Raw genomic sequence first — 24,640 nt, 5'->3', positions numbered from 1 at the left:
AACAACAGGAGATACGGCCAATGTGTTCCGTGACACTCAGCCCAAATTCAACTCCTTGAAGAAGTCGTTGCCCTTGTCATCAATGATGATGAACGCCGGGAAATCGACGACCTCGATGCGCCAGATCGCTTCCATGCCGAGTTCGGGATATTCCACGACCTCGACCTTCTTGATGCAATGCTCGGCGAGGTTCGCGGCCGATCCGCCGACGGAGCCGAGGTAGAAGCCGCCATATTTCTTGCACGCATCGCGCACCACAGGCGCGCGGTTACCCTTGGCGAGCATCACCATCGAGCCACCTGCCGCCTGGAACTGGTCGACGAACGAATCCATGCGGCCCGCCGTGGTCGGACCGAACGAACCCGACGCATAGCCTTCCGGCGTCTTCGCGGGTCCCGCGTAGTAGATCGGATGGTTCTTGAAGTAATCCGGCAGCGGCTCGCCCTTCTCCAGCCGCTCGCGCAGCTTGGCGTGGGCAAGGTCGCGCGCAACGATGATGGTGCCGGTCAGCGCAAGCCGCGTCTTCACCGGATATTGCGTCAGCGTCGCCAGAATATCCTTCATCGGCTTGTTGAGGTCGATCTTCACCGGCTCGCCACCAAGCGAGCCTTCAACCTCGGGCAGATACTGCGCGGGATTGTGTTCGAGTTCTTCCAGATAAACGCCGTCCCTGGTGATCTTGCCCAGCACCTGACGATCCGCCGCGCAGGATACGCCAAGCCCGATGGGAAGCGATGCACCGTGACGCGGCAGACGGATCACGCGCACATCGTGGCAGAAATACTTGCCGCCGAACTGCGCGCCGACGCCCATCGCCTGCGTCATCTTCCAGATTTCCTGCTCCATCTCGAGATCGCGGAAGGCGTGCGCATCCTCGCTGCCTTGCGTCGGTAGTGCATCGAGATAACGGGCGGAGGCAAGTTTCACCGTCTTCATCGTCAGTTCGGCTGAGGTGCCTCCAATGACGATGGCGAGGTGATAGGGCGGGCACGCCGCGGTGCCGAGTGTGAGAATCTTTTCTTTCAGGAACGCCAGCAGGCGGTCGCGCGTCAGAAGCGACGGCGTGCCCTGAAACAGGAAGCTCTTGTTGGCCGAACCGCCGCCCTTAGCCATGAACATGAACTTGTAGGCGTCGTCGCCCTCCGCGTAGATCTCGCATTGCGCGGGCATATTGTTGCGCGTGTTCTTCTCCTCGAACATCGAGATCGGCGCGAGCTGCGAATAGCGCAGGTTGCGCTTGAGGTACGCATCGCGCGCACCTTCGGAGAGCGCAGCCTCATCGTCACCATCGGTGAGGACGCGGTTGCCCTTCTTGCCCATGATGATCGCAGTGCCGGTGTCCTGGCACATCGGCAGCACGCCGCCGGCGGCGATATTTGCGTTCTTCAGGAAGTCGAACGCCACGAACCTGTCGTTGTCGCTCGCCTCGGGGTCGGCGAGAATCTTGCGAAGCTGCGCGAGGTGGCCCGGCCGCAGATAATGGTTGATATCGACAAAGGCAGCCTCCGCCAGCGCCTTCAGCGCCTCACCCGAGACGACCAGCATTTCCTTGCCCAAGATCGTTTCGACCCGCACGCCCTCGGACGAAATCTTCTTGTAAGGCGTCTTGTCCTTGCCCAGCGGAAACAGCGGGGTGTGCTTGTAGGGCGGCACGGCGGGGGCGGCGAAGGGAGCGTTCATAATGGCCTCTTTGAGGGCGGCAGGAGATAATTTCGAAGCGTTCTAATCGCTTTCAACCGTCCGGCAAAGACCCCGAAAGTCGCCCTGCCCGTTGCAAAACGTCCGCCTTGCCCAAAGGCGGTTCCCACGCTTCAATGCCGCCATGAACCTCAGACCCGCATGCCTGCATTTCGCCACCGCCGCCGCTCTCCTCACCGTGTCCGGCGCGATTTCCCCTGCAAAGGCTGACCCCTGCGACGAACTGGCCCGCTCGCTCTCCCAGCAGATAGACGGCCTAAAAGTCGGCCGGGCGCGCGGCAGCATCATCTATCTGCAGCATCCCGCTGCCTCGCAGGCGTCGCTCGGCTGCCCCAGCCGCAACCGCCAGAGCGATTTCTACGCGGCGACCAACCAGAAGAAGCCCTCGGCGGAATTCACTTCGTTCGTCGCGGGCGCGGTGGCACAGATTTTCACCATTCCGAAAAAAGACGCCCTGCGCGGCGTCAATCGATGTCTCGGTCGCATCGGCCTGCTGCGCGGCAAGGATATCAAGACCCGCTACCGCAAGCTCGACATCCACTGCGTCGGAACGAAAACCGGCACCAACATCACGGTGTCGCGGGAGAAGGAATGATTGGAGCCGCGTGAGACGGCTACCCCGGAAGCAAGGGGCTCCCTACCCGCGGCGGGCTTTTTCGATGGCCGCAACATCGATCTTCGTCATAGTCATCATCACGTCAAACGCGCGCTTCGCTTCATCGCCGCCGGCCGCCAGCGCCTCCATCAGCACGCGCGGCGTGATCTGCCACGACACGCCCCACTTGTCCTTGCACCAGCCGCACGCGCTCTCCTGCCCCCCGTTGCCGACGATCGCATTCCAGTAGCGATCGGTTTCAGCCTGATCGTCGGTTGAGATCTGGAATGAGAAAGCTTCGCTCTGTTTGAAGGCCGGGCCGCCGTTGAGGCCGAGGCAAGGGATACCCGCGACCTTGAATTCGACGGTCAACACATCCCCCTTCTTGCCCGAAGGGTAGTCACTCGGCGCGCGGTGAACGGCACTCACGGCACTGTCGGGAAAGGTTTCGGCATAAAAGCGGGCCGCAGCTTCAGCATCCTTGTCGTACCAGAGACAGATCGTGTTCTTCGCCATCCAACTCTCCTCCGCTGTGAACTACGCCGTTACTTATATTTTTCGTCCCGCTCCAGGATTTCGATCGAGATGCCCTCCGGCCCCTCGATGAACGCAATGCGTATGCCAGGGCGCGGGGTATGCGGCTCCGCGGTGAAGCGGACGCCCTTCGCCTTCAAATGCTCCGTGACCTGATTGATATCCGTCACGCGGATGCCGAAATGATCGAGCCCGCGATGCGGATGCGCAGGTGACGGCTTGTCGGTGTCGGGCGCTTTCAGCAGAAAGATTTTCTGGCCGCCGAGGATGACATCGACACGGCCGGGCGCACGCACCTCTTCCGCGCCCAGCACGTCCTGAAACCACGCAGCCACGGCATCCGGATCGCTGACACGCAGGTGGACGTGATCCCACACGGCGTTGAGCGCTCCATTCGTCTGTTTACTCATGACAACCCCATCACATCCGCACAACAAAAGGCCGGGCTCAAAGCCCGGCCTTGTCGCTAACTATATCTGTATCTGTTCAGGATGCCACGCAGCTTCGCACAAACAGGCGGCGCTGACTCGGATGCACGTGCCGGTCAATCGCCTGCTTCAGACATTCGACGCGGGCTTCCGCCACACACAATTGCATCTTGTCGCGCGCATCGCGATGCTTGAGATGTTTGGCCGCGATCTTCTGACGGCAAGCATCGCGCTTGCTGACGCGAAACGCAGGTTTGGCGGATTTCTGCGCGCCATCGTTCGGCGTAGCGTAAGCAAGCTTGGTGGGAGTCTGCACGTCCGGCGCCGGCGGCGTATACTGGATCGGCGAAGTCTGGGCCAGCGCGGCGTAGATCGAAACCGCGAGCAGTCCGGCATAGACCACAGGGGTAATGATGCGCATGGTACCTCCGTCCTGAGGATCGTGCGCTCTCAGCGCACAAGTCGGGCGAATCCATTCACCTCACATTCACAATGAGTCAGGATTGGGGCACTTGGCAAGAGTTCCAGAGCGCCCCGCCCTTTCACGTTCCGGTTACGCGGAACGCCCGGCATATTCCTCGTCGGTGACCTTCTCGAGCCATTCAGCGGCGGAACCGTTCTGCAGTTCCTGCATCGCCAGATGAACCATGCTGTTGGTCGGAGATGCGCCGTGCCAGTGCTTCTCTCCAGGCGGAATCCAGATCACGTCGCCGGGCTTCATGGTGCGGATACGATCGCCCTCGCACTGGATCAGCCCGCAGCCGGACAGCACATAAAGCGTCTGCCCGAGCGGATGGGTATGCCAGGCCGTCCGCGCGCCGGGCTCGAAGCTCACCTTCGCCACCTGCAGCCGCGCCGGGGCCGGCGCCTGGACCATCGGGTCCATCCAGACCGTGCCGGTGAAATATTCCTCCGGCGGCCGACGCGACGGTACGTCTCCGGGATGCGTGATCTTCATGCGGTTCTCCTCATATCTCGACGGCAGCCTAGCAAACAGCGTTCGTCGGTAAAGCTGATCCGGCTATCGGTCGAGCGCCGGGTAGTGACGGAAAATACCGTCGGCATTGAAAGGAATGCGCCGGCTGCTTTGCAGATAGGCGGCAATGTTGGGCCGTGTGCCGACGCGATGATGCAACGCGACGAGACGCGGGATTTTCCGCTCGAAACGCTTCATGCGATTGGGGAAAGCATAGCGCAGCCCGTCCACGATCTGAAATATGGACAAGTCGACATAACTGACGCGACGCCCGTCGAGATAGGGGCCGTCGCCGCGCGCCGCGATATCCTCGAAATAACCGAGGAATTTCGGCACGCGTGCCTTCCAGAATTCATCGGTGCGCTTCACGGCCTGCCGCCGCTGGTCCTCGTAATAGAGCGTCGGCCCAAGCGGATGATGGGTATCGTGAATCTCGACGACGAAATCGGCGATCGTAAGTTGCAGCTGATGCAGGCGTAGCCGCCCGGCTTCCGATTTGGGCGCAAGGCCATGACGCGCACCGAGATAAAACAGGATGTTGGCAACCTGCGCGATGACGAGCTTGTTCGCTTTCAGAAACGGCGGCGCGAAAGGCGGCGGGTCGAGCCGCCGGTTCTTCATCATCGCCATCATCCGCTGCTCACCGCCCTTGCGACGCGCAACATCAATATAATCCGCGCCCGCCTCTTCCAGCGCGAGCCGTATATACTCACCCCGCCCCTGAATGCCTGGCCAGTAAAACAGTTCGTATGGCATCACCCAGCTCCGTTCCGTTCGCAGTCAACGGTGTGGAACCCCGATTGTTTCGCGGACATGCGCCAATAAAAAAGACGCCGCGCAAACGCGGCGTCTTCGTTGTGTCGGAAAAAGCGATCCTCAGTTGGTCTGCTGGATCGCCGACAATTCCCATTCGCTGCCGGGGCGTCGCACGAAGGTCCAGATTTCCGTGGCCTCCTGCGGTACGTCGCTGCCTTCGACCACACGGCCGCTCGCACGATCGATCGTCTTGTCGACAAGCGAGAAGCGCAGCGCGACGGTGGCGTAGTCGGTCGGTCCCTCGCGCCAGGCTTCCGCAAGATCACCCTGCAGCAGCTTGACGTCGGATACCTTGTTGACGACGCCGCGGGCCGAATTCGCCGAGAGGTCCTGCGAGAGATACGACACCATCTCGGGCGTCGCGAGTGAATGCAGGCGGTTCATGTCTTCGTTGGACCACGCATCCTGAACCTCGCTCAGGCGGCGCTCGAACACCTCATAGTCCTCCGGGGTGATTTCCAGCGGAGCGCTGTTGCTGCCCGTACCCAAGCCGAAACCGGTACGGGCATAGTTCTGCCCCTCGTTCGGCGACGGCGGCGGTGCGTTATTGGCGTAGGACGGAGCATTGCGCTTCGCCCACCACGACATGGCAAGCCGCGCCACGAAATAGATCAGCACAAGCTGGACCAGCAGGCCGAAAATCGACGACAGGCCACCGAGACCGCCGAACAGGCCGTTGCCGAACAGCATTCCGAACAGACCCGCGCCGAGGAAGCCCGCGGCGAGACCGCCGAGCAGGCCCGGACGGTTGAAGAAGCCGCCGCGGTTCGCCGTATTGACCGGCGCGGTCGTGTTCGGGGTGATGGTCCGCTGCATCGGCTGGGCCGCGCTCGGCGCGGTCTGCGTCATCGGCGGCGGCGCGCTGGTGCGCATGCCGCGCGAACCCGAACTGACGCCGCGGCCGGCACGGGCATCGGCGCTCGACATGGTCGCTGCAAGCGGCACCGTCACGGACAGAATAACAACGAGGGTCTTGAGCCAAGCGCGAGCGCGCTGCGAGACGATCATGAATAATCCTCCATCCCCGACATGGGGACGTCCCCAACAAAATGGTGAATTCGAGCCAAAAGGGAAGATGGAAACGAGCGCATTTCCTGCGTCGGTCAGTCGCGGGCAGACCGGCCGAGCAGCCCCGGCGACTCAGCCGTTCATCGTCTCTTTGACGGCACCCACGAGCTGGCTCAGGGTAAAGGGCTTCGGCAGGAAGGCGAACTGCTCACCATCCGGCAAGCTCTTCTCGAAGGCATCCTCGGCATAGCCCGAGACGAAAATAATCTTCAACGACGGGTTGGTTTTACGCATCGCCGCGAGCATGGTCGGGCCGTCCATTTCCGGCATCACCACGTCGGAGACGACAAGATCGACCACTCCGCCCTCGGCCTCCAGCGCATCCAGTGCATCCAGACCATTCTCTGCCTCGATCACGGTGTAGCCTCGCGAGCGCAGGCCGCGCGCATTCAGCGAGCGCAGGCCGTCCTCATCCTCGACGAGCAGGATGGTGCCCTGGCCGGTGAGATCGGCGGGCTTGGCCTTGGCCGCAGCCGCCTCGGTTGCCGGTACGGGCGCCTCCGCTTCCTTCTCGACGATATGGCGCGGCAGATAGATGCTGAACATCGTGCCCTGACCGGGCGTCGAGTCCACGTAGATGAAGCCGCCGGTCTGCTTGACGATGCCGTAGACGGTCGAGAGGCCGAGGCCTGTGCCCTTGCCGACTTCCTTCGTTGAGAAGAACGGCTCGAAGATCTTGTCCACGATCTCCGCGGTCATGCCGGTGCCGGTGTCACTGACATCGATGCGGACGTAATCCGCCGCCGGCATGCCCTTGGCCTGCAGCCGCGCCACGTCCTGAGACGCGACGTTGCTGGTCTTGACGACGAGCTTGCCGCCTTCGGCCATTGCGTCGCGCGCGTTGACCGCGAGGTTCACGATCACCTGCTCGAACTGCGAGACGTCGACCTTCACCGGCCACAGATCGCGGCCATGGACAACGTCGAGCTTCACCTTCTCGCCGATCAAACGCTTGAGCAGCATGGTGAGGTCGGACAGCGCATCGCCGAGATCAAGCACTTGCGGGCGCAGCGTCTGGCGGCGAGAGAACGCAAGCAGCTGCCGCACCAGCGTGGCGGCGCGCGTGGCGTTCTGCTTGATCTGCATGATGTCTTGGAACGACGGGTCGGTCGGCTTGTGCGCGTTCAACAGGAAGTCGTTCGCCATCATGATGGCAGAGAGCACGTTGTTGAAGTCGTGGGCGATGCCGCCGGCGAGCTGGCCCACCGCCTGCATCTTCTGCGACTGCGCGAACTGGTTCTCCAGTTGCCGCTTCTCGGTGGTCTCCAAGAGATAGACAATGGCGACTTCCGCGTCGCGCTCGTCGTGCTCGACCGAGGTGACGAAGAACTGTGCCCAGCGGTCCTTGTCGCCGTCGAGCATTGCCTCGACCGGCGGGATGTCGCCCTGCCCTTCGGCGGCGCGGCCGATGATCGCAGTCACCTCGCCGCGGTCGCGCTCGTGCACCACCGCGAAGATCGACTTGTTGGCACTCGCCTGCGCCGACAGGCTCTGGGTGAGCTTCGCGAAACGCGCATTGGCGCGCACGATCTGACCGTCCCGATCGACCGTGGCGATCGCCATCGGCGTGTGGTCGAAGAAACGCATGAACCGCACTTCGGCGGCGCGCTGCGGATCAGCATGTTCGTCGCGGGCGCGGTTGATGACCAGCGTGCGCGAGGCGCCCGGTACGCCATCGGCCCCGAAAGCGAGCTTGTGATAGAGCCGCGCGGGCATGGTCTTGCCGCTGCGCATCCGCAGATCGACGTCGAACACTTCTGTTTTGACTTCGCCGGGCTCCGGCGTGATCGAGGTCAAGAGCGCGGCGCCGTCACCAGAAAGAATGTCGGTGAGCCTCAACCCGCCCGAGCCGATCTCGGCGAGATCGTAGTCGAGCCAGTTCGAGAGCGTCGCGTTGACGTAGGCCAGTTCGCCGCCCGGCGTTACCGAGAAAAACCCGCACGGCGCATGGTCGAGATATTCGATGGCGTGCTGCAGTTCCTGGAACACATCCTCCTGCCGCTCGCGGTCACGGGTGATGTCGGCGACCGACCACACCGCGTAACGAGATTCGCGCCGGCTATGGCCGAGCGGCTGCACTCGCATCCGCAGCCAGCGCGCGCCGCGCTCGGCATCGGTGACACGGACCTCCTCCTGCTGGCGCTTGCCTTCCTTGGCAGCCTTCAGCAGCCGGAACACCGCCTCGGACACATCGGGATTGCCGATGAACACCCGCTCGACCGGACGCACGTCCTGCGCGCTCGCAGCGCCCGTCAGGGCCAGATAGGCATTGTTGTAATAAACGATGTGGCCACGCGCGTCGGTCACCGCGAGGCCGTCGAAGGCGTTGTCCGCCATCGGCCGCATCAGCGGATTTTCCGCGACCCGGTCGGCAAACCGCACGATGCCGGCCGCAAAGGCGAACAGCGTGAACAGGCCGACCATCGCCAGCAGGGAAATCAGCCCGAGGATGAAGGGTTGCGCCTGGCTGCGGCCGAGCACCATGAAGCCCACGGCCGCCGCCACCACAGCGACCGCGATGATGAGGACGAGCGCGATGCCGCCTCGCCTCGCGGGCTCAGCAACGGGGGCGAGGTTATCCGGCCTGCCGGTGGTCAGGTCTGCCTTCATCGGGTGCCGCCAAAGCGGAGTGAATCGGGTTGCGACACGAAAGGTCCTGGTCCAAAGTTCTTCAGTTCATGCCGCGAAGTCAGGAAAACCAGCGCAGAATAAGCCCTCAGTGCCTGAATCGGGGTCTGCAATGCAAGCGCCACGTCAGCCGTTCCTCAGTTTCCCCGCAGGCTGCGCTTCAGCCGCATGACGTAGCCGATGACTTCGGCCACCGCATGGTAGTGTTCCACCGGAATTTCGTCGTCGATTTCGACGGAGGCATGAAGCGCGCGCGCCAGCGGCACGTTCTCCACAACTGGAATATCGTGGGCGGCTGCGACTTCGCGGATCTTGAAGGCGATCAGGTCGACGCCCTTGGCGACGCAGATCGGCGCGGGCATGCCGCGCTCGTATTTCAGCGCCACCGCGTAGTGGGTCGGGTTGGTAATGATCACGGACGCCGTCGGCACCGCCGCCATCATGCGCTTGCGCATCCTTGCCACGCGCAGTGCGCGAATGCGGCCCTTGATGTGTGGGTCGCCCTCCGACTGCTTGTATTCGTCCTTCACCTCCTGAAGCGACATCTTCTGCCGCTCGAACCAGCTCCGATACTGGAACAGATAGTCCAGTGCGGCGACGATCGCGAGGAGCGCCACCACGGTTCCCATCAGCTTCAGCGCCATCGAGCGCGTCAGGTCCAGCATCAGATTGGGATCGATCCGCACCATCACGTCGGCGCGTTCGTGCTCGGGCCACATCACCCACGCCATCACGACGCCCAGCACGAGAATCTTGAACAGTCCCTTGGCGAAATTCGCCGCCGCCTGCTTGCCGAACAGCCGCTTCGCGCCTGACATCGGCGACAGCTTGCTGAATTTCGGCGTAATCGGATCGACCGACCAGACCGGCCGGTGCTGGATCAGATGACCGCCGACTGCGGCCACAATCAGCAACGCGAACGGAATGCCGAGCGCCGCCAGCATCATGGTCTCGAGCCGTCCCACCAAAAGCAGCAGGCTCGCCCCGTCGGTTTTCATCTGCCCCGCATGTTCCAGCAGGTTCTTCAGCGGCACGGTGAGGTTGTTGGCGATCGACCCGGAAAACGACGACATCACGAAGGTCGCGCCCGCGATCATGAACCAGGTGTTGACCTCGATGCTCTTGGCGACGTCGCCACGTTTGTGCGCTTCTTCCAGCCGTTTGGCTGTGGGGTCTTGTGTTTTGTCCTCGTCGCTTCCCTCCGCCACGGCCTACCCTCCGCCGCTCACCGGCGCGAGCTGGTGCATCACGCCGCTGAAATAATCGAGGAAGGTGCCCATCACGGCGACGAGAACGACGCCGAGCAGCAGAAAGCCCGCAAGGATAGAAAGCGGGACGCCGACGAAATAGACCTGCATCTGCGGCATCATCCGCGCCAGCAGGCCAAGACCGAGGTTGAAGATGAGACCGAAGATGATGAACGGCGCCGACAACTGCACGCCGATCTTGAAGGCTGTCGTGAATGCCTTGGTCGCCAGCGCGGCGACGTCGCCGCTCGGCATCAGTTCGCCGGGCGAGAACAGCGTATAGCTGTCGTTCAGTGCCGCCAGCACGAGGTAATGTGTGTCTGTCGCGAAGATCAGTGCGATGCCGAGAATGGTGAGGAAGTTCGCCACGATCACCGACTGCTGGTCCTGCGTCGGATCAACCGCCGTGACGAAGCCCAGCCCCACCTGCTGGGCAATGATCGAACCCGCCACCGACAGCGCCGCGAGTGTGAAGCGCGCGGTGGCGCCAAGCACCACGCCGACGATGATCTCATGGACCATCAGCACCATCACCGCAGTCGTGGACGAGAGATCGACGTGATAGGCCGCGCGATGCAGCGGCAGCATGATGAGCGTGAGCATCAACGCAATGCCGAGACGCAGACGAACCGGGACGTTGGCCTCGCCGAAGCCAGGCAACAGCATCATCATCGCGCCAACGCGGGCGAAGACCAGCATGAAGGTCGCCGCCAGTGCCGGCAGAAATGAGATGTCGATGCGCATGGCTGCCGCATAGTTTGTCTTATCCGCCGATGATTCGCGACGAAATCCGCATCATGTGGCTGTGCAGGGCATCTGCCATGAACGGCAGCGCGACCAGGAGCGTGATGAACACCGCCAAGATCTTCGGCACGAACACCAGTGTCTGTTCCTGGATCTGGGTCAGCGCCTGCACCAGCGAGATCGAAACGCCGACCACGAGGCCGACCACCAGCACCGGCGCCGAGACCAGCACGATGGTCCAGATCGAATCGCGCGCCACTTCCAGAACTTCGGGGCCGGTCATGAATATCTTCCTTGCGTGAGAGCGAAATGCAGCCGATCAGATCGGCATCTTCATGATGTCTTCGTAGGACTGGATGACCTTGTCGCGCACCGACACGAGCGTGGAGACCGCGACATCGGTTTCTGCGACCGCCGTCACCACGTCCATCACGTTCGCCTTGCCGGAGGCCATCGCCACCGTCTGCGCGTCGGATTTGCGGCCGGCATCGAGCACGCCGTTCATCGCCTCCTTCACGAGCGAACTGAACGAGGGACCGCCGCTCTGGGCGGTTTTCCCTGCGGCGCCGGAGCCCGTGGCGGACTCCATGATGCGCGATAGGCTTGCGTAAGCGTTAGCTGCGACTGAAGGCGTTGCCATGATTGAATCCCTTCCGATCAGGCCTTGAGAATGTCGAGAGTGCGCTGGATCATCCGACGCGTCGCGCTGATGATGTTGAGGTTGGCTTCGTAGGACCGCTGCGCCTCGCGCATGTCGGTCATTTCCACCAGCGAATTGACGTTCGGATATTTGACATTGCCGCTGGCGTCCGCCGCCGGATTGCCCGGCTCATGCTTGATGCGGAAGCTCGACGTGGTGTCGGTCTTGATCCGGCCGAGTGACACCACCTGCGCATCCAGCGAGCGATCGAGCGCCGAGGAGAAAGTCGGCACCTTGCGGCGATAGGGATCACCGCCCGCGGTGCTCGCGGTCGAATCGGCGTTGGCGATGTTTTCGGAGATCACCCGCATCCGCCCCGCCTGCGCGCGCAGCCCGGAAGTCGCGATGCTCATCGATTTGAGGAAGTCCATGCTTTCAGCCATGACGCCTCTCCTTGTCCTTAGCGCTTGCCGATGGCGGTTTTGATGAGGTCGAGGCTCTTACTGTAGAGCGAGGCAGCGGCGGCGTAGTCCATCTGGTTGGAGGCCACCTTCAGCATCTCGTCCTCGATGTTGACGGCATTGCCCGCGGGCCGTGTCTCGTAGCCGCCGGTGTTGGAGCCGAACGCCTCGCTGACGCCCGCCGCTTGGATATGGTTGGCGCTGGTGCGCACCATCGAGATTTCATGCATGCCGTTGATGCCGGTCTTGTCGAAAGTCGGATCGACGAGATCGCGCGGGCGGAAATTCGGCGTATCGGAATTGGAGACGTTTTCGGCCAGTACGCGTTGACGTTCCTGATGCCATTGCATCTTGGTCCGCAGCATCGACAACATCGGAAGATCGGTGATCGCCATGACGGCCTCCGCCCGGGTGCGCTTCGGCCAAGGCGCCGCAGCTAGGCAGAATTTGCCGCCTGTATGGTTAACGGAGCGTTAAAATCGGCCCCAACGTTAACCAATGGATGCGATCGGACCGCGCCACGCCCATTGTATTTTCAACAGGATTGCGTGAACAGCTCGGCTAAGTCCCTGAAGAGGGTTGGGTTTGGCCGATTCCTGGTCTATGAAGTGACTTGGTCTCCGGTCATTTTTCCGCCGGAACAGATTAACGGATGGCACGAAACTTCCTGGCCGATTGAGCCGTTGTTTTTGCGCCGGTCCCAAAACGTGAAGCCATCGGATTCCAACGAGGACACACCGGATGTCGCAGATTGTGTGGATTTTCTTCGCCATCCTGATCGTGCTGGCGCTGATAGGCGCGGCCGCCTATCTCGTGCGCCGCTTCGCCGGACGCGGAATCGGATCGAGTAACAGTCGCGGGCGGATGCCCCGCCTCGCCGTGATCGATGCCGCCGCGGTCGACGGCCGCCGCCGTCTGGTGCTGGTGCGCCGGGATAACGTCGAGCATCTGCTGATGATCGGCGGCCCGAGCGACATCGTCGTCGAGCCCAACATCGTGCGCAGCGGCACAACCCGTGATGCCGCAGCCACCCCGCGCCAGCCCGCCGGCACCGACCTGCCGCCGCGGATTCCGTTGCCGGACACCAACTGGCCGGAGCCTGCGGCGAGTCCTGCCGAGTCTCTCGATTTTCCGGAGCCAGTCGTGCCGCCGCCTCCACCGCGCCCGACGCCGCGGCCCTCTCTCAGCGACGATCTCCGCCGAGCGCCGTCCGTCACCCCGGATCGCACGCGAGACGATCTTCTCGCTTCGCCCGCACAGGAGCCGGTTGTCCGTCCAGACCCGGCGCTGCGCGCCGATCGTCCCGCGCGTCCGCTGCCGCGCAGCGAACGGCTGGAGCCCTCGCTGTCGCGCACGCCGCGCCTCGATCCTGCCACGCCAGCGCGGCCAGCGCCGCGTGCACCCGAACCACGCGCACCCGAGTCCATTTCCGCCGCCGACCAGAACCTCGCTGAAATGGCGCAGCGGCTTGAAGCTGCCCTGCGCCGCCCCGGCACGCGCGTCGAGGCAAGCGAGACCCGCACCGTCACCGTGAATTCGTCAGAACGGATTGGTGCCCCATCGGTGGCGCCAGAAGCGCCCGCGCCGCGCGCCGGTTCACACGACGCCGCTGAAGAAGCCGACCCCGCCCGTCCCGCCTTCGAGAATCTCGAGGACGAGATGGCGAGCCTGCTCGGCCGCCCGAAGAACCCGACGTGAGGTCGGCGAAACTTCCGCGTAGAGTTCTTTTTCTTTCCGTCCTGATTGCCGCAACGCTGGCCACGCCTGCGCTCGCGCAGGATATCAGCATCAATTTCGGCCAGGGTAATGGCGGCGTCACTGAGCGCGCGGTTCAGCTCATCGCGCTGCTGACGGTATTGTCGATCGCGCCATCGATCCTGGTCATGATGACCTCCTTCACCCGGATCGTGGTCGTGCTCTCTCTGCTGCGCACCGCGATGGGCACCGCGACCGCGCCGCCGAATTCCGTGATGATCGCGCTGGCGCTGTTCCTCACCGGATTCGTGATGGGGCCGGTGCTGCAGAAGTCCTATGACGACGGCGTGAAGCCCGTGATCGCCAACCAGCTCACGGTCGAACAAGGCTTGCCGCTGGCCGTCGCGCCGCTGCGCGGCTTTATGCAGAAGAACGTTCGCGAAAAAGATCTCAAGTTATTCATGGACCTGTCCGGCGAGCCGCCGCCGGCGACGCCTGAAGAAATGTCGCTGCGCATTCTCGTCCCCGCCTTCATGATCTCGGAGTTGAAGCGTGCGTTCGAAATCGGCTTCCTGCTGTTCCTGCCCTTCCTCATCATCGACCTCGTGGTGTCGTCGGTCTTGATGTCGATGGGCATGATGATGTTGCCGCCGGTCGTGGTGTCGTTGCCGTTCAAGCTCATCTTCTTCGTGCTGGTGGACGGCTGGTCACTGGTCGCCGGCAGTCTGGTGCAGAGCTACGGCGGTGGCTGACGAACGGCCTTATTGCGCGGACGAGACTCTCTCGGGGATTTTCGGCAACGCGCCCGTGGTCTCCGCGTCATTAGGCACGTTCGGAATCTTCGCGCGCGCCACCGCATCAGGGAAACGCTTGCGCATCTCGCGCAGGAAGCCATCCAGCGTATCGACTGTCGCCGCCATCTTGGCAATGCGTTCCAGTGCCGCCGGATCGGCTGAACCCGGCCGCGATGCGATGTCGAAGGCGTTCCGGTCAGCCTCGCTCGCCATTTTCGGCCCGTACTTCTCGCGCCAACGCGACAAACCCAGGGTGTCGTTGGCGAGCGCGTAACCGATCGCAGCGCGAATGACGTCGCTCTTTTCGGTATCGGTCAGCGGCTGGAAGTCGCGCCAGCGCTGCCCGTAAAGCACCTCGATCTGCTCGGCGGATTCCCGCCAGCGCCGCGCCGCCCAATAGATATCGGAGCGCAGCCGGATTGCCTCGCGGCCCTGCACGTTCGCGATCAATTCCAGCGCGAGGTCATAGCGCCCGACATCGCTCTGCGCACGGCTCTCGAGCAGCAGGCGTTGCTGGCGCACTTCCCCGGCGAGATCACCGATGCGGGTCGAACGCAAGGCCGCAATGGCGCGGGCCGGCTTGCGGTTCATCAGATAGATCATGGACAGGCGTGCGGCGACCTGCGCGCGCGCCGCGCCTTCGAGACGATGATCGATCTGGTATTGCAGAAGTTCGCTCGCTTGATCGAGCAGATCGACGGCCACCAACCGGTCCGCGAGCCTGCGGATCATCTCGTCGCCGCGGCGGCCGATCGGGGTGAGATCGCGATACTGATAAAACAAACCGAGCGCCTTGATCGGCAGCAGACTGTCGCCCTTGTCGGTCAGGAACAATTGCGCGAACAGCGCCGATGCTTCGTCCTGCATCGCGCGGGAGGCTTCAGAATTGGGCCGCAGCCGCGTCGCGGTCATCGCCGATGCGAGCGCGTCGGCATAACGATCCTGCTCGGCATAGATATGCACGAGCATCTGCATGTTCTTGACCTCGGTCTCGTCACCACGCCACAGCACGGACAGGGTTTCGAGATCGGTCAGCGCGACATCCGGCGCGATCTTGTTGGTCCGCTGCAGCAGCGAAATCTCGGCAAGCGTTGCTTCCGCCGCCGAAGGCCGGTCGGACGAGGCACGAACCGCACGATAACTGGCCAGCGCCTCGCGGTCACGTCCGAGCGCCTCGGCGAGACGGCCGCGCAAGAGCCGCAGGCGCATCTTCTGATCCGGCATCGGGCCGATCGTATCGAGATCGTTGCTGCGCGCAGCCGCACCGTCGTAGTCGCGCACTTCCAGCGAAGCTTGCATCGCTTCGATCAGGATGATGCGCTGCAGATCGAGTGGTAGCGAGATGATTGCGGATTCGACATTCTTGAATTTCTCGCGTGCGGCGGCCCACTTCTCCTGACGCGCGCTCGCAAGGCCCTTCCACAATTCCGAATCGAAGGAGCCCGAGATAGCCGGATTGCTGAGATCCTTCATGGCGAGCTCGAAGCGACCAACCAGGATTTCCGCGACTGCGCGCGCCATCAGCACCGGCTGAACGCCGTCCTGCGCCTGCGGCTTCGCCAGCGCGAGGTCGAACGCACCCTTGGCTTCCTGATAGAAGCCGCGTGCCAGATAGAATTTGCCTAAAGCCAGATTGGCGGCGAGACGTTCATCATCGGACGCAGTGGAAGCTGTATTAATCAGCCGATCGAGGCGCGGCAGAAAACTCGCTTTCTGGTTCCTCGTCCATTCAGCCAGATCGAACACCGCCCCACCCGGCGCGCCCATGCGGTCAGGCGTCACGCTCGCCGCCGACAGCGTCAATCCGCCGGGACGGCTGATAACGACCTTGTCCGGTCGCGCTTCGACATTGACATCATCGGAATTCGTCGCAACTGCTATGCCCTGCGTCGATTCCAGCAGCGAGAACTCCACGAAGTTCTGCGGCCGCAGAAAACCACGCGCGGGCAGCGGCGCCGTGACGACCGAAAGCGTATCGCCGACTTCGGGATCATGAAATCGAAAGAGCGGACCGGGCTGCGTAATCGCGATGCTGACATTGGCGCGGGTCGGATCGCCGACATTGCGCTCGGCCACCAGCGGCTGCGAGGCTGATACATCCTGATCGGCGAGCGTGAGCACCAGCGTCTGCTGATCGCCCGAGAGCGAGACCAGTTGCGGACGATTGAGCTTGATGCGGATCGCCTGCCCGCCCTGCATCGGGACGGTCGCCGCCGCCGCGACCAGCGTGCCACCTTCGGTCTTGATCGGCTGCAGGTCGAGCGGACGGCTATCCGCGACGATCATCCAGATCGAATCCGCGCGCCTGAAGAGTGCCGTCGGTACGTTACTTCCGAACGGGAATGTGACCTTGAAGTCTTTGCTGGTCCGCTTGGCGGCGATGTCCTGTGTGGAGCGATCCGCTGCCGTGTCTTGTGGTGAAGATGCCGGAGGCGCGGTCTTGGCTGCCACCGCATCGGACGCTTTGGGAAGATCCGAAGACCTGGATGCATCGGCCTCCTTGGGCCGCTGCGGCAGGTCGGTACGATCGTCGGCAGCCTTCGGCGCGGCTGGCGCAGGTGTCGGTGGAGTTGAGGCGGCCGGAGCGGCGGCAGGCGCCGTCGGCGCGGTTGCAGGCGCAGCAGATGCCGCCGGTGTCGTTGCAGCAGGCGTAGCAGGTTTTGCAGACGGCGCAGCCGCGTCCTGCTTCGCAGCCGGTTGCGCCACCGGGCGCGAAAGGGCCGGACTCAACGCCATGCCCGCCTTGCCACTGTCGAAGCCGATATCGACAATGTAATTGCGCTCCTCGCGGAAGCCATGGACATCGACTTCGCCGATCAGTGCGATTTCCACGGCGGAATTATCGCCGGATATCGACTGCTTCATGCTTTTGATGTTCGAGGGCGCCGCGACTTTGGCGTCCGCAAGATCGAACGTTAGCGGCGCCGAGAACGACAGCGTGTATTTATCCGCGTTGAGCGACGACGAAACGCTGACGCCTTCCGGCAGTTCGAACACGAACCGTACGAAGGTCGGCTGCACCGCCGCGCGCACCCGCACCGGCGGACGCTTCTCCGCGGCTTCGACCTTCTTCTGCATCCGCAGAATGCGCTCGGCGGCGAGCGCACGTTCGGATAATTCCTTCACCACCTCAGCAGGCAGCGGCGGCGGCAGGCCGACCCATTTTTCGGGCAGCAGGTCGATATAGACTCGCTCGCCTGCGGTCATCTGATTGACGCGAACCTTCTGGTTGAGCGCGAGGCGGATCGCCGCGCCGTCCGGATCGCCACGCGCGGTGCCGACATAGGCAGGCACCGCATCGTTGAGCACATCCACCGGCATGTCGACGCGCTTGGCGAAGCGGATGACCATGATCGCACCCGCCATCGACACTTCAGTCGGCACTTCCTCAGAGAAACGTAACAACAGGCGCGCGTAACCGTTCTCCTGGGTGAGCATTGCCTCACCCTTCACCGGATCGGCAAAGGCGCGGCCCGGCCATGCCAGAGCGGCAGCCATCAGCGCAACGGAGAACGCTGCGCGCATGAAGGCACGCACGCGAACCATCCGTCCGCACGCTCCCCGCTTCCTCATGGATTGCAACGCAGCCTGCCCGGCCATGTGGTCCGTCTCTTTGGCTCTCCCGAACGCCGGGGTCCGGATAACCGGATCACCCTAGAATCCTGCGTTTAACGCGCTGTTAATCATGGCGCTTCCGATTGCCTTTAATTGACCGGACGCCCCTCGATCTTTGGCAGGTCGGATAGCGATGCCGATTTCTCCCCGCCCGCCCTGCGCGCGATCTCGACCGTCAGCCGTTCGGCGTTCTCTGGCTGCATCTGGCCGACGATGTCGGAGAGCTTGCGGGGCGCGATCTGCGAGGCAATCTGGTAGAGCACGGCGATATCGAGGCGGTCGAACACCTTGGCGGCATCCTTCGGCTTCATGTTCTCGTACATCGTCACGAGGTCCTTCAGCCGCGCGGCTTCGGCCTTGGCTTTCTGGCTCTCCACTGCCGTAATGCGCGCTTCCGTCGCTTTCAATTCCTGCAGCTTGCCTTCGAGCTTCTGCTCGGCGGTCTTGACGAGACTCTCGCGGATGTCGATTTCACGGGCGCGGGTCTCAATCTCCTGCCGCCGCGCCTGCAACCGCTCCAGCACCGCGCGCTCCGCGGGCGACACGGCTGTCGCCGGATCGGGCTGCGCCGCAACATCTTCCGGCCGGGTCGTGGACACCGGGTTCGGCTCGGCAGGCTTCGATTCCGGTGCATGCTCGACCGAGCCCGTGATGTCGGATGGGTCGAACGTGTTCTTGCGGCCGGTCGGGAAATTCAGGGTCGCCTCGGCCCAGGATTTGGGCCGCGCCGGATCATCCCGGAAAATATACCCGCCATCCAGAAGCAGGCCCGAGATCTTGAGCACGGCCAGACAACTGGCCGCGATCAAGAGCAGCGGGACAATCCTGAATTCGCGGAGCAGACTTTTCATGCAGCAAGACCGCGCCGGCGTTCGGAGAAGGCCTGGGCGGCGGCGACCACCGACTTCGCATCGGTGCCCGTCGGAGCTACGCCATCGGCCGAAGCACGTGCTGCCACCGCGATGTCGCAGAGCCGTTTCAGGATTTCGCTGCCGACTGCGATCTGCTTGCCGAGCGAGCCGGACAGATCGGAGGCCTCGGAAAGCTGCGCGCCGAGATTCTCGTCGCATTCACGCACGGTGATCTTGAGACCGCCAATGGCGCGTTCGGCGATTTCGGTCGCGGTAATCAATTCCGAAATCGTCGCCTTCAGCGACTGCTCGTCAGCCTTGAGGATCTTGAGCCGCTTGTTGAGAATGCGGCAATAGGCGATTGTCCAGACCAGCAGGAGAGCGACGAGGCTCTCGATGGCCATTCCCATCAGGTGGTTCATTGTGCCTCCATCAATTTTGTTTGTTCGTCCTGCTTTTCGAACATCGCGTAGGTCGTGTGCGGCTTGTGCAGCGGCTTCGAGACGCGGATTGCGACGCGGTCGCCAACCCGGCCCATCCGTCCCTCACTGAGAGTGACGTCGCCACAGCGCACCGACACCATCGCGTCGGGGCGAATATCGAGCGGCAGCGTGTCCCCGACTTTCAGCGACATCAGTTGCTTCAGCGGCAGGTCGGCCTCATAGAGCACCGCATCGACATACAATTCGGCCTGGGCAATTTCGGTCGCGAGATGACCTTCCCAAATCGGGTCGCGGCCGAATTTTTCGCCCATGAACATCTGCAACAGCACGTTGCGGATCGGTTCAATGGTCGCGTAAGGCAGCAGCAATTCAACGTTGCCGCCACGGTCTTCCATGTCGACGCGCAGCCGCACTAGAATGGCAGCGTTGGCGGGACGGCTGATCGCAGCGAAGCGCGGATTGGTCTCAAGCCGGTCGATCGTGAACGTCACCGGCGACAGCGGCCGGAACGCCTGCTCGGCATCCGCCAGCACGACTTCAACGAGACGCTTGACGAGATTGGTTTCGATCGTGGTGTAGGGACGCCCCTCGATGCGCAGCGAGGTCTGGCCGCGCCGGCCGCCGAGCAGCACGTCGATCATCGAGTAAATCAGGCTGGAATCGACGGTGAACAGCCCGAAGTTCTCCCACTCCTCCGCCTTGAATACGGTGAGCACACAAGGTAGCGGGATCGAATTGAGATAGTCTGCGAAACGCACCGAAGTGATGCGGTCGAGCGAGACTTCGACGTTGTCCGAAGTAAAGTTACGCAGGCTCGTCGTCATCAACCGCACCAGACGGTCGAACACGATTTCGAGCATCGGCAGACGCTCGTAGGAAACCATCGCCGAATCGATGATCGCCCGAATGCCGGAATGATCTTCGAGATGGACTTCGCCGTCGCTGAAGCCGAGCAGATTGTCGATTTCTTCCTGCGACAGCACCCGCTCGCCGCTGGACTTGCCGCTGCTGAGACCGCGACTGCCGCCATCGACCATGGCGGCCCATTGTTCCGCCATCGACTCCGTGAGTTCATTGGCGGCGGCTTCGGCAGCCGCCTCTTCCGGATCCTCCGAGTCGAGTGCGCCCTCCCATTGGGCGGCAAGTGCGTCCTGATCGACGTCACCCGTCATTGGATCACCACTTCCTTGAATAGCACGGCGTTGACGTGCTCCGGCGCGATCGCGGCGTTGACGCGCTTGGTCAACTCCTCCTTCATCCGGAACAGACCGATCGAGCCATTGAGGTCGTTGGAGCGCAGTTCGCGCAGATAGGTCTGGAACAGATCGGCCACCCGCGGCATCGACGGCTTGACCTTCTCGACCAGCGGCGCGTCCTTCAGTTCGAGAACGGCCTTGACCTTAAGATATTGAATGCGCTCGCCCGGATTGCTGGCGAGGTTCACCAGCACGTCAGGCACATCGAGAAACACCGGCGGCGTCGAAACCTTGGCCTGTGCGTCCGCATGTTGCTCGTCGCCATGGCTGCGCAGGAACACGTACCAGCCGAGGCCGCCAACCGCGAGAGTCAGCACCACCGCACCTGCAATCATGAAGATCTTGCGCTTGCCGCTCGGCGCAGCCTCGGCCGCGCCTTCTTCGGTGCCTTCTACGGCCTGATCCTCGTCTGCCATCGCCCCATCCCGTCAGGAAAGAGCCCGATGTGCCGAACTGGCTTGAATACGCGAAACAAAGGCCGCCGGCGCATGAGCGCCTTATTTGGTCGACGCTAGGTCGCAATGGTTAACGGTTTCTTTCTTTTGGTCCCGAACTGGGAAAATTTTGCCGGGCAAACATGGTCAATGAGCCCTTAATTGCCGCCCCACCCATGTGGGGCCGTTCACCTAATCAGCTGATATCAAACAATTTTCCAGGTTGGCACGACCCTCGCATTACTCAACCCGAACCGGCCGCTTGGGAGAGCAGACGGTTTAACGAACCACCATCGGCTTTGGGAGAGGCAGAGGGCGGTTTTGCAAGGGGAGAACTGCGATGGAGAACACGACTCTCATCGCGCTATCGCGCCAGATGACGCTTGAGCGGCAGCTCGATGTCGTCGCCAACAACGTGGCGAACGTCGGCACCAACGGCTACAAGTCCGATTCCTCATTGTTCGAGGAATATTTGCGTTCGGGTGCCCACGAGGACAATTTCACCGGGAGCGACCGCCGCGTCAGCTTCGTGCACGATCGCGCCACGGTGCGCGACTTTTCGCAAGGCCCGCTCGAGAACACCAAAAACCCGCTCGATGTCGCCGTCAGCGGCAACGGCTTCTTCACGGTCCAGACCCCGGGAGGCGAGCGCTACACCCGCGATGGCCGTTTCCAGATCAACGCGCAGGGCCAACTCGTCAACTCGAGCGGCTATCCCGTGCTCGGCACCAACGGCGTCATCACCTTCCAGCCGACCGACCACGACATCAAGATCACCGACGACGGCACTATCACGGTTCTCGAAGGCACCATCACCCAGACCGACTCGCTTCGCGGCAAGCTGAAGCTTACCTCGTTCGCCAACCCGCAGCAGTTGCAGAAGCAAGGCTCGAACCTGTTCTCCGCGCCCGCGAACGTTGTCGGGCAGGTCGATACAAAGTCCACCGTTAAGGAAGGCTTCGTCGAGCGCTCGAACGTCAACGCGATCGCCGAGATGAGCCGGATGCTGGAAATCACCCGCACCTACCAGAACATTTCGAATTTGCTGCAGCAGCAGGCGGATCTGCGGAAGAACGCGATCCAGTCTCTCGCTGAAGTCCCGGCCTGAGGAGATTGAACAATGCGCGCCCTCTACACCGCCGCGACAGGAATGGCCGCTCAGGAACTGAGCGTTCAGGTCATCTCCAACAACATCGCGAACCTGCGCACCACCGGCTACAAAAAGCAGATGGCGAGCTTCCAGGACCTGCTCTACGAGCACGTCCAGCGCGTCGGCGCGCAGGCGTCCGATCAGGGCACTGTGCTGCCGGTTGGCATCGACATCGGCGGCGGCGTCAAGACCGTCGGCACGCCACGCTTGATGACGCAAGGCACACTCTCGCCTGTCGGCGGCGATCTTAACATCGCAGTTCGCGGCGAGGGGTACTTCAAAATCCAGTTGCCAGACTCGACCTACGCCTACACCCGTGACGGTTCGTTCACGACCGACGGCCAGGGACGCATTGTCAACGCGCAGGGCAATCTGCTGCAACCGACCATTTCGATTCCGCAGAATGCCTCGCAACTCACGATCAACGCGCAGGGGCAGGTCTCGGTGATGCTGCCGGGCTCCACCACACCTTCGGTGCTCGGCCAGATTGGGCTCACCCGTTTTATCAACAAAGCGGGGCTGCAATCGGTTGGCGACAACCTCTTCACCGACACTCCCGCTTCCGGCCCGCCGCAGGACGGCCTCGCCAATGCGGACGGCTTCGGCGACATCCAGCAGGGCAACCTCGAACAGGCCAACGTCGAGGTGGTGTCCGAAATTTCCGATCTGATCGCGGCTCAGCGCGCCTATGAGATGAACGCCAAGGTCGTCAGCGCTGCCGATCAGATGATGCAATCCACCACTGGCATGCTGCGCTAAGCCATGAGCACGATCATGAAAAACTCCATCATGAAAACCGGCCTCGCCTTTGCCGCTTTCCTGCTCGCTGCAGCGCCCGCCTTCGCGGAGCCCATGCAGGACGTCACTCACGGCCCTTCGCTGCGCTCCAGCGTCGTCATCACGAGCGAGGTGGTGCGGATCGGCGATCTCGTCGACAACGCCGGCACCGCGGCGCAGATCGCGATCTACCGCGCGCCCGACCTCGGCACCACCGGCATGCTGCGAACTGCGCAACTCATCGAAACGCTCCGCGCCAATCAGGTGATCGGCGTCGACACCCACAACCTCAAGGAGATCGCGATCACCCGCGCGTCGCGTCCGCTGCCTGCTAAGGATATCGAGCAGCAGGTGGCGAAGGCGCTTGCGCATCGTGGCGGTCTTGGCGACGCCGAGAATCTGTCGCTGACCTTCGACCGCGAACTGCGCGACGTACAGCTTGATCCCGCGCTCACCGGCGACATGATCCCGGTCGCAACCTATTACGATGCGCGCAGCGGCCGCTTCGACGTGCTGTTCGACATCGCCAGCGACGCATCCTCAACGCCCGCGAAGCTGCGCTTCACCGGCACCGCGATCGAGACCGTGCAGGCCGCCGTGCTGATGCGCCCGATGGAGCGCAACGACGTCATCAAGGCCTCCGACGTCAGCATCGAACGCCGCCCCAAGGCCGAAGTCGGCTCCGACGGAATTTCGCTCGATCGCGCGGTCGGCATGCAGATGCGCCGCGCGATGCGCGCCGGACAGGCGCTCCGAACTCTCGATCTCGCCAAGGCGGATCTCGTGACGCGCGACCAGGCGATCACGCTGATCTACGAAGCACCAGGCATCTACCTCACAGGCCGCGGGAAGTCGCTCGAGGCCGGCACCAAGGGCGACACCGTCAACGTCATAAACCTGCAATCGAAACGCACCGTGCAGGGCATCGTCGTCGGGCCGGGTCAGGTCGCGATCATCGCTGCCCAGCCGCGCATCCTGCGGCCCACCACCCTCGCCGCCAATACGGCTGCAGCCGGAAAGACCGAGTAATGTACAGGCATCGCAAGCTTCACCTCCTCCGCACTGTCGCCGCGCTCGCGACGATCGGATGCCTCGCGAGCGGCTGCTCCTCACTCGAACGCCTCGCCAATGTCGGCGAGCAGCCGAAACTCTCGACAATCGACAACCCGACGACGAAGGCGGGCTACAAGCCAGTGTCGATGCCGATGCCAACACCGCAGCCTGCGTCCTACAATCCCAACTCGCTGTGGCGGAACGGTTCACGCGCCTTCTTCAAGGATCAGCGCGCCCATCAGGTCGGCGACATTCTCACCATCACCGTCAACATCACCGACAAGGCCAACATCGCCAACGAAACCCAGCGCAGCCGGTCCGGCACCGAGGATTCCAACATCACCAGCTTCTTCGGCGTGAAAAAGGTGCCCGGCACCAATACCGCGGGCAACATGCTGACGACGGATTCGACCTCCTCTACCGACGGCAAGGGTTCGATCACGCGGCAGGAAGCCTTGCAGACCAACGTCGCCGCCGTGGTCACGCAGCTGCTGCCGAACGGCAATCTCGTGGTCGAAGGCAAGCAGGAGATCCGCGTCAACTTTGAAATTCGCGAACTGGTGGTCGCGGGCATCGTGCGGCCGGAAGACATCCAGAGCGACAACACCATCGACTCCAGCAAGATCGCGCAGGCCCGCATCGCCTATGGCGGCCGCGGCCAAATCACCGACGTCCAGCAGGCGCGCTTGGGACAACAGGTGATGGACATCCTGCTTCCGTTCTGATCGCGAACTCTC

General features: G+C 62.8%; 26 protein-coding genes. 7 read left to right on the top strand and 19 right to left on the bottom strand.

What is annotated here, in order from left to right; translation table 11 throughout:
* Positions 1 to 36 precede the first annotated feature (36 nt).
* Positions 37 to 1,680 (bottom strand): fumarate hydratase, encoded by a 1,644-nt coding sequence (locus HMPREF9697_RS00525; protein ID WP_002715182.1) that lies wholly within the window; start codon positions 1,678 to 1,680, stop codon positions 37 to 39.
* Positions 1,681 to 1,822: 142 nt separating this feature from the next.
* On the opposite strand from HMPREF9697_RS00525, the gene HMPREF9697_RS00520 reads away from it, so the two are divergent.
* On the top strand, positions 1,823 to 2,293 hold the full coding sequence (locus HMPREF9697_RS00520) for a hypothetical protein (RefSeq protein ID WP_002715181.1): 471 nt from the start codon (positions 1,823 to 1,825) through the stop codon (positions 2,291 to 2,293).
* Positions 2,294 to 2,335: 42 nt separating this feature from the next.
* Here HMPREF9697_RS00520 and HMPREF9697_RS00515 read toward each other — a convergent pair whose 3' ends face one another.
* From HMPREF9697_RS00515 to flgB, 13 genes are all read right to left on the bottom strand, one after another.
* Complete coding sequence (locus tag HMPREF9697_RS00515; RefSeq protein WP_002715180.1) at positions 2,336 to 2,809, bottom strand: VOC family protein; 474 nt, start codon at positions 2,807 to 2,809, stop codon at positions 2,336 to 2,338.
* Between the two features lie 29 nt (positions 2,810 to 2,838).
* On the bottom strand, positions 2,839 to 3,237 hold the full coding sequence (locus tag HMPREF9697_RS00510; RefSeq protein ID WP_002715179.1) for a VOC family protein: 399 nt from the start codon (positions 3,235 to 3,237) through the stop codon (positions 2,839 to 2,841).
* Between the two features lie 76 nt (positions 3,238 to 3,313).
* Positions 3,314 to 3,676 (bottom strand): hypothetical protein, encoded by a 363-nt coding sequence (locus HMPREF9697_RS00505; protein WP_002715178.1) that lies wholly within the window; start codon positions 3,674 to 3,676, stop codon positions 3,314 to 3,316.
* A gap of 132 nt (positions 3,677 to 3,808) precedes the next feature.
* Positions 3,809 to 4,213 (bottom strand): (R)-mandelonitrile lyase, encoded by a 405-nt coding sequence (locus tag HMPREF9697_RS00500; RefSeq protein WP_002715177.1) that lies wholly within the window; start codon positions 4,211 to 4,213, stop codon positions 3,809 to 3,811.
* A 63-nt stretch (positions 4,214 to 4,276) separates the two neighbouring features.
* The gene (locus tag HMPREF9697_RS00495) at positions 4,277 to 4,987 is read right to left on the bottom strand and encodes a glutathione S-transferase (protein ID WP_002715176.1); all 711 of its coding nucleotides are present in this window, start codon (positions 4,985 to 4,987) and stop codon (positions 4,277 to 4,279) included.
* Positions 4,988 to 5,107: 120 nt separating this feature from the next.
* The gene (locus HMPREF9697_RS00490; protein ID WP_002715175.1) at positions 5,108 to 6,055 is read right to left on the bottom strand and encodes a Tim44 domain-containing protein; all 948 of its coding nucleotides are present in this window, start codon (positions 6,053 to 6,055) and stop codon (positions 5,108 to 5,110) included.
* A gap of 132 nt (positions 6,056 to 6,187) precedes the next feature.
* A complete protein-coding gene (gene cckA, locus HMPREF9697_RS00485; RefSeq protein WP_002715174.1) occupies positions 6,188 to 8,725 on the bottom strand; it encodes a cell cycle histidine kinase CckA in 2,538 nt (845 codons plus the stop codon).
* 155 nt (positions 8,726 to 8,880) lie between these two features.
* The gene (gene flhB, locus HMPREF9697_RS00480; RefSeq protein ID WP_002715173.1) at positions 8,881 to 9,951 is read right to left on the bottom strand and encodes a flagellar biosynthesis protein FlhB; all 1,071 of its coding nucleotides are present in this window, start codon (positions 9,949 to 9,951) and stop codon (positions 8,881 to 8,883) included.
* A 3-nt stretch (positions 9,952 to 9,954) separates the two neighbouring features.
* Positions 9,955 to 10,734, bottom strand: coding sequence for a flagellar biosynthetic protein FliR (fliR, locus tag HMPREF9697_RS00475; RefSeq protein WP_002715172.1), 780 nt, complete (start codon positions 10,732 to 10,734; stop codon positions 9,955 to 9,957).
* Between the two features lie 19 nt (positions 10,735 to 10,753).
* The gene (gene fliQ / locus HMPREF9697_RS00470; RefSeq protein ID WP_002715171.1) at positions 10,754 to 11,017 is read right to left on the bottom strand and encodes a flagellar biosynthesis protein FliQ; all 264 of its coding nucleotides are present in this window, start codon (positions 11,015 to 11,017) and stop codon (positions 10,754 to 10,756) included.
* Positions 11,018 to 11,053: 36 nt separating this feature from the next.
* Positions 11,054 to 11,374, bottom strand: a complete 321-nt coding sequence (fliE, locus tag HMPREF9697_RS00465) for a flagellar hook-basal body complex protein FliE (RefSeq protein ID WP_002715170.1) — start codon at positions 11,372 to 11,374, stop codon at positions 11,054 to 11,056.
* 17 nt (positions 11,375 to 11,391) lie between these two features.
* Complete coding sequence (flgC, locus tag HMPREF9697_RS00460; RefSeq protein WP_002715169.1) at positions 11,392 to 11,817, bottom strand: flagellar basal body rod protein FlgC; 426 nt, start codon at positions 11,815 to 11,817, stop codon at positions 11,392 to 11,394.
* Between the two features lie 17 nt (positions 11,818 to 11,834).
* The gene (gene flgB / locus HMPREF9697_RS00455) at positions 11,835 to 12,230 is read right to left on the bottom strand and encodes a flagellar basal body rod protein FlgB (RefSeq protein ID WP_002715168.1); all 396 of its coding nucleotides are present in this window, start codon (positions 12,228 to 12,230) and stop codon (positions 11,835 to 11,837) included.
* 346 nt (positions 12,231 to 12,576) lie between these two features.
* On the opposite strand from flgB, the gene HMPREF9697_RS00450 reads away from it, so the two are divergent.
* Together HMPREF9697_RS00450 and fliP are read left to right on the top strand one after the other, a co-directional pair.
* Complete coding sequence (locus tag HMPREF9697_RS00450; protein ID WP_002715167.1) at positions 12,577 to 13,533, top strand: flagellar biosynthetic protein FliO; 957 nt, start codon at positions 12,577 to 12,579, stop codon at positions 13,531 to 13,533.
* A complete protein-coding gene (fliP, locus tag HMPREF9697_RS00445; RefSeq protein ID WP_002715166.1) occupies positions 13,530 to 14,282 on the top strand; it encodes a flagellar type III secretion system pore protein FliP in 753 nt (250 codons plus the stop codon). Before HMPREF9697_RS00450 ends, fliP begins: the two co-directional genes overlap by 4 nt.
* A 9-nt stretch (positions 14,283 to 14,291) precedes the next feature.
* Here the strand turns inward: fliP and HMPREF9697_RS00440 are convergent, their stop codons facing one another.
* The 5 genes from HMPREF9697_RS00440 to fliL form a co-directional block, all read right to left on the bottom strand.
* Positions 14,292 to 17,924: a hypothetical protein gene (locus tag HMPREF9697_RS00440; protein WP_002715165.1), complete on the bottom strand. Its 3,633-nt coding sequence runs from the start codon at positions 17,922 to 17,924 to the stop codon at positions 14,292 to 14,294.
* 104 nt (positions 17,925 to 18,028) lie between these two features.
* Entirely contained in the window at positions 18,029 to 18,790 is a 762-nt protein-coding gene (locus HMPREF9697_RS00435; RefSeq protein ID WP_002715164.1) for a MotE family protein, read from the bottom strand.
* A complete protein-coding gene (locus HMPREF9697_RS00430) occupies positions 18,787 to 19,212 on the bottom strand; it encodes a DUF6468 domain-containing protein (RefSeq protein ID WP_002715163.1) in 426 nt (141 codons plus the stop codon). Before HMPREF9697_RS00430 ends, HMPREF9697_RS00435 begins: the two co-directional genes overlap by 4 nt.
* A complete protein-coding gene (gene fliM / locus HMPREF9697_RS00425; RefSeq protein ID WP_002715162.1) occupies positions 19,209 to 20,405 on the bottom strand; it encodes a flagellar motor switch protein FliM in 1,197 nt (398 codons plus the stop codon). The genes HMPREF9697_RS00430 and fliM overlap by 4 nt, the downstream gene beginning before the upstream one ends.
* The gene (gene fliL, locus HMPREF9697_RS00420; protein ID WP_002715161.1) at positions 20,402 to 20,905 is read right to left on the bottom strand and encodes a flagellar basal body-associated protein FliL; all 504 of its coding nucleotides are present in this window, start codon (positions 20,903 to 20,905) and stop codon (positions 20,402 to 20,404) included. The genes fliM and fliL overlap by 4 nt, the downstream gene beginning before the upstream one ends.
* Positions 20,906 to 21,263: 358 nt before the next feature.
* Here fliL and flgF point away from each other — a divergent pair, with 358 nt between their 5' ends.
* The 4 genes from flgF to flgH are packed head-to-tail and all read left to right on the top strand — an operon-like array spanning position 21,264 to position 24,628.
* Positions 21,264 to 22,031: a flagellar basal-body rod protein FlgF gene (gene flgF, locus HMPREF9697_RS00415; protein WP_002715160.1), complete on the top strand. Its 768-nt coding sequence runs from the start codon at positions 21,264 to 21,266 to the stop codon at positions 22,029 to 22,031.
* Between the two features lie 12 nt (positions 22,032 to 22,043).
* On the top strand, positions 22,044 to 22,832 hold the full coding sequence (gene flgG, locus HMPREF9697_RS00410) for a flagellar basal-body rod protein FlgG (protein WP_002715159.1): 789 nt from the start codon (positions 22,044 to 22,046) through the stop codon (positions 22,830 to 22,832).
* Positions 22,833 to 22,847: 15 nt separating this feature from the next.
* Positions 22,848 to 23,879 (top strand): flagellar basal body P-ring formation chaperone FlgA, encoded by a 1,032-nt coding sequence (gene flgA / locus HMPREF9697_RS00405; protein ID WP_002715158.1) that lies wholly within the window; start codon positions 22,848 to 22,850, stop codon positions 23,877 to 23,879.
* A complete protein-coding gene (gene flgH, locus HMPREF9697_RS00400) occupies positions 23,879 to 24,628 on the top strand; it encodes a flagellar basal body L-ring protein FlgH (protein WP_002715157.1) in 750 nt (249 codons plus the stop codon). The genes flgA and flgH overlap by 1 nt, the downstream gene beginning before the upstream one ends.
* The last annotated feature ends 12 nt before the right edge of the window (positions 24,629 to 24,640 follow it).

It is taken from the genome of Afipia felis ATCC 53690, assembly GCF_000314735.2.
Taxonomy (GTDB): Bacteria; Pseudomonadota; Alphaproteobacteria; order Rhizobiales; family Xanthobacteraceae; genus Afipia; species Afipia felis.
The sequence above is the reverse complement of the archived record's forward strand: the minus strand, read 5'-3'. Positions and strand labels throughout refer to the sequence as shown.

What these genes read in the sequence shown, in the direction of transcription:
- flgH (WP_002715157.1), top strand. Translation starts at nt 23,879, where the DNA reads ATGTACAGGCATCGCAAGCTTCACCTCCTCCGCACTGTCGCCGCGCTC.
- fliM (WP_002715162.1), bottom strand. Translation starts at nt 20,405, where the DNA reads ATGACGGGTGACGTCGATCAGGACGCACTTGCCGCCCAATGGGAGGGC.
- HMPREF9697_RS00515 (WP_002715180.1), bottom strand. Translation starts at nt 2,809, where the DNA reads ATGGCGAAGAACACGATCTGTCTCTGGTACGACAAGGATGCTGAAGCT.
- fliL (WP_002715161.1), bottom strand. Translation starts at nt 20,905, where the DNA reads ATGGCAGACGAGGATCAGGCCGTAGAAGGCACCGAAGAAGGCGCGGCC.
- HMPREF9697_RS00435 (WP_002715164.1), bottom strand. Translation starts at nt 18,790, where the DNA reads ATGAAAAGTCTGCTCCGCGAATTCAGGATTGTCCCGCTGCTCTTGATC.
- flgB (WP_002715168.1), bottom strand. Translation starts at nt 12,230, where the DNA reads ATGGCGATCACCGATCTTCCGATGTTGTCGATGCTGCGGACCAAGATG.
- flgG (WP_002715159.1), top strand. Translation starts at nt 22,044, where the DNA reads ATGCGCGCCCTCTACACCGCCGCGACAGGAATGGCCGCTCAGGAACTG.
- HMPREF9697_RS00450 (WP_002715167.1), top strand. Translation starts at nt 12,577, where the DNA reads ATGTCGCAGATTGTGTGGATTTTCTTCGCCATCCTGATCGTGCTGGCG.
- HMPREF9697_RS00520 (WP_002715181.1), top strand. Translation starts at nt 1,823, where the DNA reads ATGAACCTCAGACCCGCATGCCTGCATTTCGCCACCGCCGCCGCTCTC.
- HMPREF9697_RS00505 (WP_002715178.1), bottom strand. Translation starts at nt 3,676, where the DNA reads ATGCGCATCATTACCCCTGTGGTCTATGCCGGACTGCTCGCGGTTTCG.
- HMPREF9697_RS00510 (WP_002715179.1), bottom strand. Translation starts at nt 3,237, where the DNA reads ATGAGTAAACAGACGAATGGAGCGCTCAACGCCGTGTGGGATCACGTC.
- HMPREF9697_RS00525 (WP_002715182.1), bottom strand. Translation starts at nt 1,680, where the DNA reads ATGAACGCTCCCTTCGCCGCCCCCGCCGTGCCGCCCTACAAGCACACC.
- flgF (WP_002715160.1), top strand. Translation starts at nt 21,264, where the DNA reads ATGGAGAACACGACTCTCATCGCGCTATCGCGCCAGATGACGCTTGAG.
- HMPREF9697_RS00430 (WP_002715163.1), bottom strand. Translation starts at nt 19,212, where the DNA reads ATGAACCACCTGATGGGAATGGCCATCGAGAGCCTCGTCGCTCTCCTG.
- fliE (WP_002715170.1), bottom strand. Translation starts at nt 11,374, where the DNA reads ATGGCAACGCCTTCAGTCGCAGCTAACGCTTACGCAAGCCTATCGCGC.
- flgC (WP_002715169.1), bottom strand. Translation starts at nt 11,817, where the DNA reads ATGGCTGAAAGCATGGACTTCCTCAAATCGATGAGCATCGCGACTTCC.
- HMPREF9697_RS00495 (WP_002715176.1), bottom strand. Translation starts at nt 4,987, where the DNA reads ATGCCATACGAACTGTTTTACTGGCCAGGCATTCAGGGGCGGGGTGAG.
- HMPREF9697_RS00500 (WP_002715177.1), bottom strand. Translation starts at nt 4,213, where the DNA reads ATGAAGATCACGCATCCCGGAGACGTACCGTCGCGTCGGCCGCCGGAG.
- fliR (WP_002715172.1), bottom strand. Translation starts at nt 10,734, where the DNA reads ATGCGCATCGACATCTCATTTCTGCCGGCACTGGCGGCGACCTTCATG.
- flgA (WP_002715158.1), top strand. Translation starts at nt 22,848, where the DNA reads ATGAAAAACTCCATCATGAAAACCGGCCTCGCCTTTGCCGCTTTCCTG.
- HMPREF9697_RS00490 (WP_002715175.1), bottom strand. Translation starts at nt 6,055, where the DNA reads ATGATCGTCTCGCAGCGCGCTCGCGCTTGGCTCAAGACCCTCGTTGTT.
- cckA (WP_002715174.1), bottom strand. Translation starts at nt 8,725, where the DNA reads ATGAAGGCAGACCTGACCACCGGCAGGCCGGATAACCTCGCCCCCGTT.
- HMPREF9697_RS00440 (WP_002715165.1), bottom strand. Translation starts at nt 17,924, where the DNA reads ATGGCCGGGCAGGCTGCGTTGCAATCCATGAGGAAGCGGGGAGCGTGC.
- fliQ (WP_002715171.1), bottom strand. Translation starts at nt 11,017, where the DNA reads ATGACCGGCCCCGAAGTTCTGGAAGTGGCGCGCGATTCGATCTGGACC.